Below are 16,768 nucleotides of genomic sequence, written 5' to 3'. Positions count from 1 at the left end.
AAGGATGAGACGAACGAAAGCCGAAGCGGCCGAGACGCGCTGTGCCGTCCTGACCGCAGCCGAGCAGCTTTTTTTCGAGAAGGGCGTCGCCAACAGTACTCTGGACGAAATCGCGGCTGCCGCGGGTGTCACACGTGGAGCGGTCTACTGGCACTTTGCCAGCAAGAGCGACCTGTTCCTCCAACTCTACAACGCGGCGCAGCTTCCCCGGGTCGACATGAGCGACGCTGCCGGCTCGGGTTGCGAGGATACTGATCCGATCTCGGCGGTGGAAACCATTGCTCTCGACTGGTTTGGGATGCTCGCAAGCGACGTCCAGCGTCAGCGGCTCCTCACGATCCTTCTGAGAACGAACTTCGAACATGAGTTCGAACCTGTCCTGCAGGAGATGGACGCCCTCAGCGCTGAGCACACTAAAAACATGGAGCGCATCTTTGCCAAGGCTGAAGACAAGGGACAGCTGTCACCCTTGTGGACTCCTGCCGCGTGCAGCCGCGCCGTGCACTGGCAGATGAAGGGTATCTGTTGGGAGTGGCTGCTGTTTGGCCGGAAGTTCGACCTCGTCATCTTGGGCGGAGACAGCGTCCGAAAGCTGTTCGCGACCTTCAGGCGCTGATCGTGATGGATGGGGAGAAATCGGCAGGCTCGGTCAAGCAAGTGGACATTGTCGCCGGATCTGTCGATGCTATGCTTTCCCCGATGACCGATATCTTCCAGGTCTATACTGACGGTTCGTTCGACGCCACTTCCCGATCTGGCGGCTGGGCGATCGTCGCTTTCAAAGGCGACGTGCAGATCCATGTCGCCTCGGGGACGACGATCGGCAGCTCGAACAATTCGTTCGAGGTGCTGTCTGTCATGCGCGCGGCGTCTTGGCTTGAAGCCGAAGCGACGGGAATGGCTGCGGTGATCTGGACCGATTCCGCCCACGTCGTCGAAGGGTGTCGTCGATGGCGGTTCATGTGGCGCGGCAACGGCTGGAAGCGGGTAAGATCAAACCCGCACGAACGTCGTCGGCCAATCCCGGATGCAGATGTCTGGCGCGAATTGGACACTCTCCTGGAGCACAACCCGCTTATAGCAATTCAATTGTGCAAAGGGCATTCCGGAATCTCCGGAAATGAACAGGCCGATGCGGCAGCGAGATCCGCCTTGGGTCTGGGATAAGGCACGTTGCCGGCTCCCGAGCGCGAAAGACCTGCTAAACTTGACAGAAGTCATGTGGCGGACTTGCAACTGTGATTGTGCAGTCGCTACTGCAAGATCATCTTTATTAGCTCTTTCCGTTAGCAAACAGCGCGACTCTGATAGTGGATTGAATCACCGATCAGGCATCGGACCACTAAAGGATATGTCATGAACACTCTCTCAAAAGCCCTGGCCACCGTTCTCCTCGCCTCGGCAATCGCAGTCCCGGTGTCTGCCGCAGATCTCGCGCCCATGGAAACTCCGCTTGCCGCACCGGCGACGTCTGGTTTTTACTTTGGTTCGCTGAGCTCCGTAAACTTCCTTGACGATACAGGCTTTGATTTCGGCGCCGCGTCGGTGTCCACCGAGTATGACGTCGGCTACTACAGCGCACTGCGCGCCGGCTATAACTTCGGATCGATGGGCTTCGTTTCGCCGCGCCTCGAGCTTGAACTTGGTTATGGCAGCGCGTCTGTCGACGAACACAGCGTTTCCGGATTTGGCGGCGTTGGTGGTATCGACTCCTACGGCGACGCTCGCTCGTTCCAGGGCTATGTCAATGGCTATCTCGATATCCCGCTTGCAGCTGAAGGCGCAGTCAGCGCGATCACGCCTTACGTCGGCGGCGGTGCAGGTTTCATGAACCTGGAACTGCGCAAGCAGGGCGTCAGCGGAACCGGTACCGGCACGCTGATGGATGATTCCGACACCCAGTTCGCCTACCACCTTGATGCCGGCGTCGGCATCAATCTGCAGGCTATCGGTCTGTTCACGAACACTTCGCTGTTCGACAACACGACGTTTGATATCGGGTATCGCTTCACAGCTGCCGACGATTTCAACTTCGAGGCCCGCGACGGATCCACGTCGAGCACCGACTTCCGCAGCCATGCTGTGACATTCGGCCTGCGTCGCCAGTTCTGATCTGAGGGTCTGGCCGGTTTCGCGACCGGCCAGACCTATTCTGCTTGAGACGTTTCAGATCTCGCCCTCGGGCTTTTCGCCCTTGGCGTCTTCAAGGCCTTTTTCGGCCTTCTTCAGCAAATCCTCACGGTCCTTGTCGGCATTCTCGCTCGTGCGATCTGCATCGCTTCCGGTCTTTTTGTCGTCACTCATTTTATTCTCCTTCTGGTCAGAGATTCACGATGGCCAGATGGTCCAGAATATAATTCCGACCACCACGATGAACGACAGCGGCAGCGCTAGGAACCGCAGCATGCCAGTGCCTGTGTTGTCCCGGCCCAGCCAGGCGAACCACCAGTCCGGGCCTTGATTTCCGCTCTGTGACATCAGCGCCCTTTCACTTGGTTGTGCCGTATCCGGGCGTACCTGTTTTCTCCGGGGCGTCTTTGCGTTCCTGCTCCGGAGTTCGCGTCGTGTCGACGCTTTCCTTGAAGCGCTGGTGCCCATCATTTTCGATCAGCGTTTTGTCGGCGTCCTCGGTAACCGGTGGGTTCTTCACGGTCATTCCTTCCAGTCCTGTCACGACGAGCTCATGAGCCCGTAGATGACGATTGCGATATACAGGCTGAAGGCGCCGAGCACGTATATGCCAAGCACGACGATCACTCCGCGCCCTAACAGTCCCTTCTTCTTTCGGACTTCAGGCGGGTCTCTCATTTTGTCGATACTGGGTTCATCTTCGGGCTTCATCGCATTTCCTTTCATTCAAGGAGGCGAACAGTCCGCGAGCCGCATAGTTCCGGCCGTTTCGAGGCGCAGCAGAATGTGAGGACAATCCGTGCGGCCTATCCACCAGTGCCGTCTTCTTTTGAAATTTAAACGCAAAATTTCGGCGAGACGTCGATCTCGCCGAAATCCGGTGTTTGCCGTGCGTTTACTGCTGCGGTTCGTGGAACGGACAGCCGTTGAACTTGGCTCTGAAATCGGCAGAGTGGCGGTAGGTTTCGTTACGTGCCCGGTTGATGCCGCCGAGAGGCTGGTGATCTGCAAGTCCGGTCCAGACGCTGAACCGCATTTCCTCGTCGACCTTCTGCACCTTGGCGTCGCTCCAGCTATCCTGCGGAGCGGCGCTCAAAGTGGCAACGGTCACGAACGGAGCTTCGTCTTCCTTCCATTCTACGGTCGGATCCTCGATCGGTTGCGCTTCAATATCGCGACAGAGCTGGACCTGGAATTCCCAAAGGCCTCGCGTTTCCTGCATTTCCGCCTGGACCGTCTCACGGATGGCGTTCTCGCGGACGCTGGCATCGATTTCGGTTCCGGTGCGCTTGGTCAGATCCGGTGAGATCGGCTTCACGCGGAACTTCGCGACGTAGTCACCATAGCGGAACGGCGTGACACTGAAATAGGTCTCGCCGAGCGGATCGACATTCGGCGCGCCGCCGAGCGACTGAATGGTGGGGCTCGTCACGCCGACGGCTTCGAGGCCCTTGTTGACGGTCTGAAGCACGCTGGACATCACGGTCTTTGTGCCTTCCAGCTTGTCCGTGGTCTTGGCAAGGAGCTTGAGGCTGGAGAGAAATTTCTTCGGATCCGGCGTCTGGAAGATCGGGCCGTTGACCATCACGAAGTCCTGGTTATTGCCGTCCGCGCCCGGCAGGCGAGTACCCTCGACGCCGACAACCTTGATCGCCAACCCGCGTGGAAGAGCAACAGCGTCGGGCAAGATGTCGCCGGCGTTTGTGGAAAGACGCATGTAGACCGGATGTTCGCCCGGTTTGGCAAACAGACCTTGCGCGAACTCCGGCGGCAGCCCGCTCTTGACGGTCATTGTACCCTCAAGGATGCCGTGTGCTTTTGCGTGCACGGACCGAACGGCATGGCCGTAATCCTCTGCGGTCTTTTCAAGAATGATGTCGAACTGATCGATAAGACCCGAGATCGTCTCGCGCTCATCAGGTTTGACTGTTTCGAGGTCTGGGGAATAACGGACGGGCGTGGCTGCAATCATCTGGCGCTCCTTCAAAATCGAAAAACGCCAGAATAGTGCTCCTGGTTCCAGCGCAAGCTAATATGCTCGCCGGCTGAGGATGCGGCCCATCGGGGAGCCGCATCCTGAGTAGTCACTCAGGCGCTACGGGCCTGCTGTGGGTGTTTGCCCTCTTCGAATTCCTCGACGATCTTCGCACAGAAAGCCGGCAAATCCTTCGGGGTTCGGCTCGTTACGAGCCCCTTGTCGACAACAACTTCCTTGTCGACCCAGATGCCACCAGCGTTCTCAATGTCCTTGCGAACTGTCGGATACGATGTCACCGTCCGGCCATTCAGGACGTCTGCTTCGACGAGAAGCCACGGTGCGTGACAGATGACGCCCACGGGTTTTGCCTGCTGGAAGAATGCGTGCACGAAGGCGATCGTCGCCTTGTCGGCTCTCAGCTTGTCGGCGCCCACGCATCCGCCCGGAATGACGAGGCCGTCGAACTCGTCAGCCGAGACATCACTGACCGTCTTGTCAACGGTATAGCTGCTCCCGGCGTCGAGGTCGTTGTTGTTCGTCTGGGCCTCGCCGCTTTCAAGGCCGATGACAGTGACCGTGGCACCGGCTGCCTCGACCGCGTCTTTCGGCTGCTTGAACTCGGGCTCTTCAGTGCCGCGCGGAGCGATAAGAATGGCGATTTTTTTGCCTTGAAGGGTCATCGTGTTTCCTCACTTTTCTTGATGTGGAGGAGCCTTAATGACGGTTGGCATGAAAAGTTTCATCCAGCCGAACACTTCGACTTGTCACCTTGCTCTGCCGCCAGTCGAAGTTTCCGGAGGCGCTCGCTTTTTTCCTCTCGACGTCGCCGTTCGTCATCTGCAGTCTCGCGCGCAACGGCATTGGTGTGCTCGAAGGCGGCCGCGCGTTCGCCCATGGTCAGCGTTCTCCTGATCCTTGAAACCATCGTATCCATCTCTGTGATTGCTTCCCCGATACATGGGACTCGTTGAGCGCCTCATCAACATGTTGCGCCTGTACGGTAGCGGACCGACACGACACGAAGGCACGCGAGACATCGCAGATCGCGGAGGAATCCCCATATCAGCAAGGTGAAACCCGGCTCGTTGCTGTTTGCTCAGTCTGGACAGATGGGGAACATCTTTCGATGTCGGTTGTTCTGTCAATGTGCGCCGCTTTCCGCGGGGCAGGAGATTAAGATGCGTAAACGCGTAGCCATTATTGGATCGGGTCCGACAGCCATATTCGCACTGCAGGACCTCGTGAAATGCAGCGCCTCCCTGGATATCGCAATTTTCGAGCGAACCGACGTCGCCGGCAAGGGAACACCCTACCAGCGGGGCATCAACGACCTCGCGATGCTGTCGAATATACCGAGCATCGAGGTGCCGGCTCTGCCGGTGATGCTCCACGACTGGCTGGCACTCCAGTCCGACGAGTACCTGAACGAGATTGGTGTTGCTCGCTCGGAAATCACAGACCGTGCATTCTATCCGCGTGTCGTGGTTGGCGATTATTTCAGATCTCAGTTCGACGCGATCATCGACGCATCGCGGGCCTCCAGGCATACGGTCGACGTGTTTGAGAACGCATCCGTCGACGACGTTCAGCCTGTCGGTGATCAGTTCAAATTGTGCCTGAGCCCTGAACATGGCGGCGCAGAGGCGCTGTTCGATTACGTCGTCATTGCGACCGGACATAGCTTTCCGTCCGAACCTGAGACGTCGCCCGGCTTCTTCGAGGCGCCATGGCCCGCGACCGCATTGCAGAGCATCCCGAGCGGCAAGATCGGAATTTTGGGGACTTCGCTGAGTGCGATTGATGCCGTCATGACGGTCGCAACCAAGTTCGGTGAATTCACCAAAAGCAAGGGTGGCGAACTTAAGTACTCCTTCAACGCGGACGGCCAGGCTCTTGATATCGTGATGATGTCCCGCAAGGGTCTTCTTCCCGAAGCCGATTTCTATTTTCCGATCCCCTATCTTGAGCCGAAGATCTGCACGCAGCAGGCGGTCGATGACCGCATCGCGCTTGGCAGCAGCGGACTGCTCGATGACATTTTCGAGCTGTTTCGCCAGGAACTTGCTGTTGCCGATCCGGAATATTCCAAGGCCATCGGTCTAGACGGCTTGACTGTCGATACGTTCGCCGTTGCGTATTACGGGGTTCGCGACAAGGAAGACCCGTTCGAATGGGCGGCGTCTAACCTTACCGAAGCCAAGCGGAACTATGCCCAGAAGCACACTGTTCCGTGGCGCTACGCCATTCTCATTACCCATGAGATCATCGAGACGGCGGTCGGCTTTATGAACGCTGACGACCTTGGCCGGTTCAACCGGAACTTCAAGAGCATTTTCGCTGACGACTATGCGACCGTTCCACACCTGTCGATCGAGCGCCTACTTGCGCTTCATCGGAGCGGTTGTCTTGGTATCGTTGCCCTTGGCGATGACTCGGAGATCGTGAAAGAAGGTCTTGAACGGGGCGCTACTGTCGAAATCGGCGGTACCACCATGCGCTTCGATACGTTTATCGACGCCACGGGCCAGAAAACTCTGTCGGCGACCGACCTGCCATTCCCATCCCTTATCGAACGAGGGCTGATATCCGAGGCAAAGACGATGACAGCCATTGGCAATCACCGCCGTACGGGCGGGATTGACGTGGACGACCAGTGCCGACCGCTGATCGCGGGCGTGCGACCGGTGAGGCGACTGTACGTCCCGGCTGTCTCATATCTTCTGCACAAACGTCCGTTCATTCAGGGCATCACAAGTGCTGCCGAACTCGGACAGATCGTTGCAGCCTCCATCATTGCCGAGGTGACAAGACCGGTCCGCAGCCGCCGCGTCAGGTCATCCGCCCGTGCACAGGCGCCGGCTGAGATCGCAGCGTAAGATCTGCGTGCTAGTGAGCGTTGGTCGACTGAAGTGATAATCCCGCCTCTCGAGGCGGGATTTCTTTTTCAATGCCTGCTCACCTCGACCATACGCGGTTCTCGCTGACGGTGTGGGGTTTTTGATTATGCCAACTGAAACCACTCTGCCTATACGGCAGCGGAGAGGCACGCCTACAACCTTGAGCGATGACGAACCGAAGCATCATAGCAGCACGATCGAGCCGACCGGCGTCAGCGTGGCCGGCAATCTCTCGGCTGTGACCCGGACCTGCGGATCACGAGCAGCAGGGCTCCCCTGAGATGCGTGTCGGACGAGAAACCTTCAGGACTGACCGAAGGGGAACGCAACGAAGCCTCTGTCTCATCCTGAGAGCAGAGGCTTGTTTCTTGAGATGGAAGTCGGATCGTCGAAGAAAACCAGGCCCTCAAACGCTGAGCTTATTCTCTGCTTCAGCCCGCCGTGGCGTTTCGAATGGCGTCGATGACAGTTGCGAGAACGCTTTGACCTTCGTCGGTAATCTCCGCTCTTTTTCCGTCGATGCGGATGAGGCCGCCGTCTTCGAGTTCTGCCTTGCCCTTCGAGCTTGCGTGATGACCAGCACCATCGTCCAGAACGACTTCCTTTACGGGGTCACCGCTAAGGAGTTGATGATAGGCCGCAAACACGAGGATGGAACGCGCATCGTCTGAAAGTTTCATAGGGATCTACCGTTTTGCTTGAGGATGAAGGGATGGTGCCCCTTCCAATCACACTGTCGATGTTGGGTCGTCTGCGGGAACCTTGCCATCCGGGGTCAGCTCATCGACCGCGCGGGGAAGATCCTTGCTCAGCCGCGCAAGTATCTCATCTCGCGACAGTCCTGTTTTCGCTGCCAGTTCATCGAGAACTTCGGGTCCGATCGCTTCGGCAAGCTGATCCCCATCGATATCCTCGTTGGATCCGGGCTTGACCCAAGATTCGGCCTTCTGACCATATCCGTTCTGCTGGAAGGTTTTCAGGAGGTCACCCAGACCACCACTCAAGACACCGCCGGACGCAAGTCCTCCGAGAATTCCGCCAAGGCCGCCTGCTTCCTTGCCGCCCGTAAGCTTGCCGAGCAGACCCTCAAGACCACTTGTCTGCCGGGGACTGGTCTCCGGAGCGGTGTTCGCTCCAGCCGGTTGGGTCTTGTTCACGCCCCGTAGGAGCTCCGCGATTTTGTCCCTGTTCTGAAATCCAGCAACGGCGAGTACGCCGAGCAGTGCTTTCAATTGACCGCTTGCCATGGTGTTCTCCTCGATTTCGCAGCCATAGCCGGGATGGCGTTAAGGCTTCATGCAAAGCAAACGACCAGTCGGCGGCGAGGTTCCTGCAAGGGCACCCGTTGGCCGAACATTTGCTGCTGGGAGAGGGTTCGGGGCGGTTCGGAATAACTCCGAAGGTGAGGTGACACGGCCGCCGATCCGCTGCCGTGGTCCAAAAAACGAAAAACCCCGCCATTGCTGGCGGGGTCTCTCATTTACGCACCGGTGAAGATGTTAGCGGCAAACCCGGCGTGGGCCCGAGTTCGGCTGGTAGGTGTTGTCCGAAGCGCGATACGAGCGGTAACGCGCTGCGCAGCTGCTGCTGCCGTTGCGGTTCTGCGAAGCGATCGCACCACCGATGAGTGCACCTGCAGCCAAGCCGCCGATGATGGCGCCGGTGTTGTTGCGACGACGGTTGTCGTAGCGACGGTCATGGCGGCGGTGGTTGCTGTAACGGTTGCGGCGATCGTAGCGGTCACGACGATCGTAGCGATTGTTGTATCGACGCTCGCCACGGGGGACGTAACGGCGGTTGTCGTTGCGGTACTGGACCTGCTGGACGTCAGCCGACGGTGCAGCCGCGGTAATCGCTGCCTTCGGCATGGCCTGCGCGGGCACGTATCCGGTAAACGCGGTCATGATCGAAATGATTATAATTGCGAGCTTTTTCATCTGTCTCTTTCATTGTTGTAAAACGGAGATAGGGCGAATCTCCCGTATGGGTAGAGCGCTGGTTGAACTTGTGAACACGTCCACGACACAAGCGCTTGCGCAAACACCGGCGTCAGAGTTCGACCGCAGCTGGTGGTCCGCGGAAGGCGTCGAGTCGGTCTGGGGCATGGAGCCTCACGGGCGCTCCCGATCGCGCTGACTCGTAGATTGCTTCCATCACAACATGATCCTGCACACCTTCCTCGCCGGGCGTTCGTGGCTTGCGGTCCTCGATGATGCAGGTCGCCATGTGGTCGATCTCGGCCGCAAACTGGTTGTTGAGCGCGATCTCGACCTTCTTCTGCACGGACTTTTCGCCGTCCAGTTCGGTGACAGTCAGGCTCTGGCCGTCGTATTTGTAGGCGTTCGCCATATCCACGGTGGCCTTTTCGAAATTGAGCCGCTGATGCTTGTCGTCTCGCGCGCCATAGCTGGTGAAGCAGTTGGCGATGAAATTGGATGGGAAGCGCAAGGTGAACGAGACCGTTTCCTCGACCTCGGCATAGCGAGCGTCACCTTCGGGGCTGTAGTGCGTCGCCATGACTTCGACCGGTTCCTCACCTGTCAGGAAGCGTGCGGTGTTCAGGCAGTAAAGCCCAATGTCAGGGAGTGATCCGCCACCGGCAAGAGCCTTCTTGTGCCGCCATTGCTCGGCACCGTTTTCGGCAACCGTCTGAACGTTGATCGCGGACATTCCGACAAGGCGGCCATAGGCTTTGCTGCGGACTTTTTCGGCGAGGTAGAGATTGGCGGCTTCGTACTGGATGCGGTAGGCCACCATCAGCTTGACGTTCTGCTCTTCGCAAACCTTGACCATTTCCTGCCCGTCCGCCGAGCTGATCGACATGGGCTTCTCGCAAAGGACATGCTTGCCTGCCCTCGCTGCCCGTTCGACATATTCGCGATGCATGCTGTTGGGCAGAACGATGTAGACGGCCTTGATGTCCGGATTGGCCTTGATGGCATCGAAACTCTCGTAATCGTAACAGGCATCCTCAGCGATGCCGTATTGCCGGGCGACGGCCGATAGCTTCTCCGGCGTTCCGGACACGAGTGCCACGAGTTTCGATTTTTTCGTTTCGCCAAAGGCGGGAAGTATTTCTTCGAGGCTGAGACGACCGAGAGCTACGACCGCAAAGCCGACCCTATCTTCCGGAGGAAGCGGCGCTGACGGGTTTCCGCTCGGGGTCTCATCGGGCCCGCGCCATTCCGGGAACTTGACCTTGCCGTCCTCGACCATGCCGGTGTCCACCTGCGTCGGTGCGGGGTAGCTCTGAGCGCCGGCAACCGTCGTGGACAACACCACCCCCGTTGCGCCTGCGGCTCCAAGTTTCAGAAGATTGCGTCTGTTGAAAGCGCTTGCCTGATCCATGCCGGTCTCCAAATTGCTCGCCGCCTCACAAACAACGCCGTTTCGCCGATGTTCCTTTGCATCCCGCGTTTGTCGGATGCGGAAGGTGGCTTGGATATGCGGGTCCGGTGTGAGTATTCGTCGGGGCGCGGATGCCAAGTCGTCGCGGCGCCGACCCTTCTCGCAACTTGCCTCTATTTCCCTTTCGAGAATTGCTGGTTGCACCGAGAAGCCTATATCCCCGTGAGGACCTCATGGAAGGAGCTATGCGTGATTCCGAAAAAAGCACCGCCCGTTACTCTCGTCATCTTCGGCGCCACCGGCGACCTGACGCGTCGCCTGCTCATTCCGGCGATCATCAACCTGACACGCAGCGGCCTGGTCGGAGACGATCTCGCTATCCTCGGCGTCGGGATCGATGAAGGCGACGACGAATTTCTGCGCGGTCGGCTCGATGAGTTCCTCACCCATCTCAGCCCAGACGGCGAAGAGCCGACCCGCAAAGACGACGCTTGGTTCAGTCTGCGATCCCGCATTTCCTATATGAGCGGCGATTTCACCAGGGACGATATCTATCAGGCGATTGAAACGCGGCTTGGATCGACGGCAAATGCTGCTTTCTACCTCGCCGTCCCGCCCGTTCTGTTCGGACCTATCGTCGAGAAGCTGGCAGTACATGGCCTGATGCAGGAAACCGAGACATGCTTCCGGCGCGTCGCGATCGAGAAACCCTTCGGGACCGATCTCGCCTCGGCGAAGGCTCTCAATGCCCGTATATTGTCGAATGTCGAGGAAACCCAGGTCTACCGGCTGGATCATTTTCTCGGCAAGGAGACTGTGCAGAACCTGATGACGGCCCGTTTTGCCAACATGATCATCGAGGGCCTGTGGAGCAACACCCATATCGACCATGTTCAGATCACGGCGGCGGAGGTTGTCGATGTCGGCAGTCGCGGCAAGTTCTACGATGCGACAGGTGCTCTCCGCGACATGGTTCCGAACCACCTGTTCCAGTTGCTGGCCATGATCGCGATGGAACCCCCGAACAGTTTCGATGCCGAGGCTATTAGAAACGAGAAGGGCAAGGTGCTGAAAGCGCTGCGTGTCTATTCGGCTGAAGAGGCTGCCGCAAACAGCGTGCGCGGCGCCTATGGTTCGGGCGATCTCGGCGGCAAGTCGTTGTCAGCCTACCGGGACACCAAGGATGTCGCGCCCGACAGTCGGACCGAAACCTATGTGGCCCTCAAGCTTTATGCCGATACATGGCGCTGGGCCGGTGTACCGTTCTACTTGAGGACGGGAAAGGCTTTGACCGCCCGCGACACGGAAATCGTCATCACGTTCAACAAGGTCCCATTTGCCCAGTTTCGCGAAACGGACGTGACGCGTCGTCTGCCGCCCAACCGGCTCGTCATCCAGGTTCAGCCGGATGAAGGGATGAGCATGGAAATCTCGATCAAACGCCCCGGCCAATCCGTCGAGACAGTGCCGGTGACACTGGATTTCCGCTATTCCGACAGGTTCGACATCGGCAACACGACGGGCTACGAATCCCTGATCTACGACCTGTTCATCGGCGATCAGGCGCTGTTTCAACGCGCCGACAGTATCGAAGCCGGATGGGCTGCCGTCCAGCCTTTCCTGGACGCCTGGGCAGAAGACGGCTCGGTTCCAGAACCCTACGCCCCCGGCAGCATGGGCCCAGCCTCAGCCGATGACCTTATCCGCAAAGACGGTCGTGAGTGGCATGAACTCGGGGTGGTGCTGCATCAGAGGAAGTGAAGCGGTGATTTTGTGTGAAGACCGTCGGTGTCTAGAAGCCCGACTGGTTTTTGTTTTCCACAGGTCTTCGAAATTTTTCGAAGTTATCAAATGCCGTGCGCGATGAACCCATCCTGTTGATACGATGAGTGGCGGGTAGCGGCCGAGGCAGCCACAACGGGACCAATTCCGTTAGTGCTCGCAGTTGAAGGACAGCTTCTCACGAGACTTACGAGGTAAAACTATTCTGCTTTGGAATGGCCCATCACCAATTTTCATTGGACGTGTCTGTCTCTCCGCGACATCATGATTAAATATTATACATGCATAAATTTTATGCATATTGGACGTTGTCGTGGTGCTTATCGAAATGCCTCAAAGCCAACAGCCCCTTACCTATCTCGTGCAAGCTGACGAAATGCATGTCCTGCATGTCGAGGAATTCGGGAGCAAAGACGGTGTTCCGGTCGTCATCCTGCATGGAGGGCCAGGTGCCGGCATCTCGCCACAGCAGATCAAGACATTCGATGCCTCTGCGTTCCGCATCATCACTTTCGATCAGCGGGGCGCAGGGAAATCTACCCCTCATGCCGAGCTTACCGGAAACACGACCGATGCGCTGATCGAAGATATTGAGGGTGTCCGCACGGCGCTCGGTATCGAACGGTGGGTGGTCGCCGGCGGTTCCTGGGGCAGCTGCCTGGCACTTGCCTATGGACAGGCGTATCCGCAACGGTGCCTCGGCTTTCGCCTGCACGGAATTTTCCTGGCCGGCCCGGACGATATCGACTGGTGGTTTAACGGTGTCCGCTCGATCTTTCCCGAGGAATGGGAGGAGTTCGCGGACTTCATTCCGGAAAACGAACGCGGTGGCCTGCTATCGGCATACCACCGCCGCCTGACGAGCGGAAACCCGCAGGTGGAAGCCGCCGCCGCACTGAGCCTCCGCGGCTTTTCAGCGAAGACGCAGACGTTCCTGCCGGATCCTGCCCATGTCGCCGCCCTAATGGATCCCAAGGCGGCCCTCGCCGTCGCCCGCATCTTCACCCACTACTGCGTCAACGGTGCGTTTCTGAAGCCGGGGCAGCTGCTCGTCGATATCGACCACATCCGGCATCTTCCCTGCCAGATCGTCCATGGCCGCTACGACACGGTGACGCCGATGCTTTCAGCGTGGCGGCTGCATCGAGCCTGGCCCGAAGCCGGCTTCACCATCGTTACGGAAGCCAACCACCAGTCGACCAAAGGCCCGCTCTTCGACGAGCTCAAGGCCGCATCCGAGAGGCTGTTGCACCAGCTGGCCGACAACCGAGACCTCAATCTGGAGCATAACCATCGATGACGAGAACGATCGACGCATCCGCGATCCTGCCATTCATCGGGATCTGCTCCGTCAAATCGCCGGCGGTATCACCTGATGGGCAGTGGCTTGCATACCTATCGGACGCCACCGGGTTTCACCAGATCTGGATCCGTCCATTTGCGGGAGGGCAGGCACGTCAGCTGACTGAAATGCCGGAACCCATCGGGGCTTTTGCCTTCAACCCGAAGGGACCGCAAATCCTCTTCACAATGGATTGTGGCGGCGATGAGCGTCATCAGCTCTGGCTGCTCACGGACCTGACGGCAGAGCCTGTTGCGCTGACATCCGCCACGACCGTGGTGCATTTTTGGGGAGCCTGGTCGCCTGAGGGAACGCGTATTGCGTATACTTCCAACGCTCGTTCACCCTATGACATGGACGTCCACGTCACCGACATCGCGAGCCGCGAAACGAAGGTTGTCCATGTCGGCAGTGGCATGCGAGAAGTTCTTGCGTTTATGCCGGATGGCCAGTCGCTCCTGGTGCGAGAATCGCTGCGCTCCGGCAATGACCAGGACATCTATCGTCTCGATATGGCCACCGGTTCTCTTGCGCCACTGATGCCGCATGACGGCAAGGCGCGCTATCTTTCCGCCCGGCTTTTTAAGGAGGGCACCGGTGGTTTGACAATCAGCGATCAGAATCGCGACTTCATGGCCATCTCGAGGTTTTCGGCCGAAGGCGGCGAGACCACGCCTGTGCTGGAGTTCTCAGGCTGCGATATCGAGGCGATGGCGCTGTCTCCCGGTCAGGACCGCATCGCCTTCACAGTCAATGAGGATGGCTGGAGCCGGATCGGCATCGCAGATCGCGATGGTAGCAATTCAATCCGTTTCGACCACCAACCCAGCGGCGTCATTACCTCTGTCGCCTTTACGCCAGATGGTCAGTCGCTCGTCTTCCCCCTGGAAAGTGCGTCGAAGCCCTCATCTCTCTGGAAGGTCGACCTCGTGACTGGCCAGTTCGAACAACTCGTCGCGCCACATACGAACGGCTTCGATGGCGGCGACTTTGTCGAACCGGTTGTCGAGCGCTTTGAAAGCTTCGATGGTCGCTTGATCCCGGCATGCGTCTACGTTCCGGCATCGCCGCCTCCGCTGCTGGGATACCCCGTGCTGTTCATCATGCATGGCGGCCCGGAAATGCAGTGGCGTCCGGATTTTCGCGCCGACGTGCAGTTCTTGCTGAGCCAGGGCGTCATGGTCGTTGCGCCAAACGTTCGCGGCAGCACCGGTTATGGCCGCTCCTTCCATCAACTCGACGATCGCGAAAACCGGATGGATACCGTGTCCGATCTGCGGGCGATCAGGCTGGCGATCGGTGCCCGTGACGACGTCGATGACGATCGCATCGGCGTGTTCGGCCGCTCCTATGGCGGGTTCATGGTCCTTTCGGCGTTGACGGAAGATCCGGACCTCTGGTCGCTCGGCGTGGATTTTTACGGCGTCGGAAACTTCCTCACCCATCTGCGCGCAACCGGCCCCTGGGGACGGCAGCAGCGGGTTGCCGAGTATGGCGATCCGACTGTGATGCGCGAAGCACTGGAGCGGTTCTCGCCGATCAACCGCATCGACCGGATGAAGGCACCCTTGCTGACCGTCCATGCCAACCGCGATCCGCGCGTACCGATGGGCCAGAGCGAAGACGTCTATTCCTGCCTGAGCGGCCTCGGACACGACTGCGACTATCTGCGGATCGATCACGAGGGGCATGGTTTTGCCCGGCTGGACAACCGCCGCACCGTGTTTTCCGCGTTTGCCCGTTTTCTACAGAAACACCTTTAACAGCAGCCTTCTTGGAGAATTTTTACCATGCAGAACAGTGAGCCGATCTGGGATCTCGTCGACGAACACAAGGCGGAATTCGAAGCGCTCAGCGACCGCGTCTGGGGAATGCCTGAAATCGCCTATACCGAATACGCCTCTGTTGCCGAGCATGCCGACATGCTGCGCCAGCAAGGATTTCGCGTAACCGATAATGTCGCGGGCATTCCGACGGCCGTGATGGGCGAAGCGGGGGAGGGTGGACCGATCATCGCCATCCTCGGCGAATACGACGCGCTGCCGGGCCTCAGCCAGGAAGCAGGCATTGCCGAGCCGAAACCAATGCCGGGCAACGGTCACGGCCATGGCTGCGGTCACAATCTCCTTGGCTCTGCCGCCATGCTTGCCGCGACGGCGATCAAGGATTGGCTGGAGAAATCCGGCACGCCGGGCCGTGTCCGGTATTACGGCTGCCCGGCTGAAGAAGGTGGTGCGGCAAAGTCCTTCATGGCACGCGAAGGCGCTTTCGATGGCGTCGACGCGGCGATCACCTGGCACCCGAGTGCCTTCACCGAAGTCGCGCGCGCGCAGTCGCTTGCCAACACCCGCATGGATTTCCGCTTTACCGGCCGCGCCTCGCACGCCGCCGCAGCACCTCACCTTGGCCGCTCGGCACTCGATGCCGTCGAACTGATGAATGTCGGTGTCAACTATCTGCGCGAACACGTGCCGGAATCCAGCCGTATCCACTATGCCATGCTCGATTCCGGCGGCATCGCGCCGAACGTCGTGCAGGCGAAGTCAGCCGTGCGTTACGCCATCCGGTCCCGTGACCTCAAGGGCATGCTCGACCTCAACGAACGCGTGAAGCGCGTGGCACATGGTGCGGCGATGATGACCGACACGACGGTCGAAATCTCCATCATGAGCGCGGTCTCCAATCTGCTCGGCAACCGGCCGCTGGAAGAGGCGATGCAGCGCATTCTCGAACGGCTTGGCCCTGTGCCTTTCGACGCCGCCGACAAGGCGTTTGCCGCTGAAATCCAGGCGACGTTGAGCGATGATGATATCGACAACGCCTATCTGCGCACCGGCCTGCCGCGCCGCGAGGAAACGCCGCTTTGTGATTTCATCGTGCCGCTCGATGTCCAAGGCGAGCCGATGATCGGTTCTACCGATGTCGGCGATGTCAGCTGGATCATGCCGACCGTCCAAGCCCATACGGCGACGATTGCCATCGGCACGCCGGGTCATTCCTGGCAGGTGACGGCGCAGGGCAAGACGCCGGCCGCGCACAAGGGCATGACCCATGCCGCCAAGATGATGGCCGGCACGGCGATCGATCTTCTGGAAGACGCGGAACTGCTGGCAGCCGCCAAGGCCGACCATCAGGCGCGCCTGGGCAAGACGGCATACGTCTGCCCGATCCCGGAAGACGTCAATCCGCCGCTTCAGCCACGCCCGAAAGAGGCTGCCTGAGATCCAACTGCCGGGGGCGGAAAAGCCCTCGGCCTGAAATCAGCGTTCAAGATTCAAAAACAGGGGAACT

17 protein-coding genes are annotated in these 16,768 nt (G+C 58.9%); 8 read left to right on the top strand and 9 right to left on the bottom strand.

Going from position 1 to position 16,768, the window contains the following annotated elements; all coding sequences use genetic code 11:
• The first annotated feature begins 4 nt into the window (after positions 1-4).
• The 3 genes from BLW69_RS15520 (at position 5) to BLW69_RS15510 (ending at position 2,112) form a co-directional block, all read left to right on the top strand.
• Positions 5-616, top strand: coding sequence for a TetR family transcriptional regulator (locus BLW69_RS15520; protein ID WP_062459490.1), 612 nt, complete (start codon positions 5-7; stop codon positions 614-616).
• Between the two features lie 5 nt (positions 617-621).
• Positions 622-1,167, top strand: a complete 546-nt coding sequence (locus BLW69_RS15515) for an RNase H family protein (RefSeq protein WP_342344794.1) — start codon at positions 622-624, stop codon at positions 1,165-1,167.
• Positions 1,168-1,356: 189 nt separating this feature from the next.
• Positions 1,357-2,112 carry an outer membrane protein gene (locus tag BLW69_RS15510; RefSeq protein WP_062578150.1) on the top strand — a complete coding sequence of 252 codons (756 nt, stop codon included), beginning with the start codon at positions 1,357-1,359 and terminating at the stop codon, positions 2,110-2,112.
• Between the two features lie 54 nt (positions 2,113-2,166).
• Here the strand turns inward: BLW69_RS15510 and BLW69_RS22830 are convergent, their stop codons facing one another.
• The 5 genes from BLW69_RS22830 to BLW69_RS15500 all read right to left on the bottom strand — a co-directional run bounded on the left by BLW69_RS22830 (position 2,167) and on the right by BLW69_RS15500 (position 4,788).
• Positions 2,167-2,304: a hypothetical protein gene (locus BLW69_RS22830; protein ID WP_156461778.1), complete on the bottom strand. Its 138-nt coding sequence runs from the start codon at positions 2,302-2,304 to the stop codon at positions 2,167-2,169.
• A 184-nt stretch (positions 2,305-2,488) separates the two neighbouring features.
• On the bottom strand, positions 2,489-2,656 hold the full coding sequence (locus BLW69_RS22820) for a hypothetical protein (protein ID WP_162759509.1): 168 nt from the start codon (positions 2,654-2,656) through the stop codon (positions 2,489-2,491).
• A 14-nt stretch (positions 2,657-2,670) separates the two neighbouring features.
• A complete protein-coding gene (locus BLW69_RS22815) occupies positions 2,671-2,841 on the bottom strand; it encodes a hypothetical protein (RefSeq protein WP_156461775.1) in 171 nt (56 codons plus the stop codon).
• 184 nt (positions 2,842-3,025) lie between these two features.
• On the bottom strand, positions 3,026-4,102 hold the full coding sequence (locus tag BLW69_RS15505) for a catalase family protein (RefSeq protein WP_092663199.1): 1,077 nt from the start codon (positions 4,100-4,102) through the stop codon (positions 3,026-3,028).
• A gap of 116 nt (positions 4,103-4,218) precedes the next feature.
• On the bottom strand, positions 4,219-4,788 hold the full coding sequence (locus tag BLW69_RS15500; RefSeq protein ID WP_062459496.1) for a type 1 glutamine amidotransferase domain-containing protein: 570 nt from the start codon (positions 4,786-4,788) through the stop codon (positions 4,219-4,221).
• 498 nt (positions 4,789-5,286) lie between these two features.
• Between BLW69_RS15500 and BLW69_RS15490 the strand changes: the two genes are divergently transcribed.
• Positions 5,287-6,984 (top strand): FAD/NAD(P)-binding protein, encoded by a 1,698-nt coding sequence (locus tag BLW69_RS15490; protein ID WP_092663197.1) that lies wholly within the window; start codon positions 5,287-5,289, stop codon positions 6,982-6,984.
• Between the two features lie 452 nt (positions 6,985-7,436).
• Here BLW69_RS15490 and BLW69_RS15485 read toward each other — a convergent pair whose 3' ends face one another.
• The 4 genes from BLW69_RS15485 to BLW69_RS15470 form a co-directional block, all read right to left on the bottom strand.
• Complete coding sequence (locus tag BLW69_RS15485; RefSeq protein ID WP_092663195.1) at positions 7,437-7,685, bottom strand: hypothetical protein; 249 nt, start codon at positions 7,683-7,685, stop codon at positions 7,437-7,439.
• A 48-nt stretch (positions 7,686-7,733) separates the two neighbouring features.
• Positions 7,734-8,252 (bottom strand): YidB family protein, encoded by a 519-nt coding sequence (locus BLW69_RS15480; RefSeq protein ID WP_092663193.1) that lies wholly within the window; start codon positions 8,250-8,252, stop codon positions 7,734-7,736.
• Positions 8,253-8,504: 252 nt separating this feature from the next.
• Positions 8,505-8,942 (bottom strand): BA14K family protein, encoded by a 438-nt coding sequence (locus BLW69_RS15475; protein ID WP_092663191.1) that lies wholly within the window; start codon positions 8,940-8,942, stop codon positions 8,505-8,507.
• Between the two features lie 112 nt (positions 8,943-9,054).
• On the bottom strand, positions 9,055-10,353 hold the full coding sequence (locus tag BLW69_RS15470) for a Gfo/Idh/MocA family protein (protein WP_092663189.1): 1,299 nt from the start codon (positions 10,351-10,353) through the stop codon (positions 9,055-9,057).
• 249 nt (positions 10,354-10,602) lie between these two features.
• Between BLW69_RS15470 and zwf the strand changes: the two genes are divergently transcribed.
• The 4 genes from zwf to BLW69_RS15450 all read left to right on the top strand — a co-directional run bounded on the left by zwf (position 10,603) and on the right by BLW69_RS15450 (position 16,698).
• The gene (gene zwf / locus BLW69_RS15465; protein ID WP_244508850.1) at positions 10,603-12,114 is read left to right on the top strand and encodes a glucose-6-phosphate dehydrogenase; all 1,512 of its coding nucleotides are present in this window, start codon (positions 10,603-10,605) and stop codon (positions 12,112-12,114) included.
• 334 nt (positions 12,115-12,448) lie between these two features.
• Complete coding sequence (gene pip / locus BLW69_RS15460; protein WP_244508849.1) at positions 12,449-13,435, top strand: prolyl aminopeptidase; 987 nt, start codon at positions 12,449-12,451, stop codon at positions 13,433-13,435.
• Positions 13,432-15,240 (top strand): S9 family peptidase, encoded by a 1,809-nt coding sequence (locus BLW69_RS15455; protein ID WP_092663185.1) that lies wholly within the window; start codon positions 13,432-13,434, stop codon positions 15,238-15,240. Before pip ends, BLW69_RS15455 begins: the two co-directional genes overlap by 4 nt.
• A 27-nt stretch (positions 15,241-15,267) precedes the next feature.
• Positions 15,268-16,698 (top strand): M20 family metallopeptidase, encoded by a 1,431-nt coding sequence (locus BLW69_RS15450; protein WP_092663183.1) that lies wholly within the window; start codon positions 15,268-15,270, stop codon positions 16,696-16,698.
• Positions 16,699-16,768: the final 70 nt, after the last annotated feature.

Source organism: Rhizobium sp. NFR12 (genome assembly GCF_900108545.1).
GTDB lineage: Bacteria > Pseudomonadota > Alphaproteobacteria > Rhizobiales > Rhizobiaceae > Neorhizobium > Neorhizobium soli.
The sequence above is the reverse complement of the archived record's forward strand: the minus strand, read 5'-3'. Positions and strand labels throughout refer to the sequence as shown.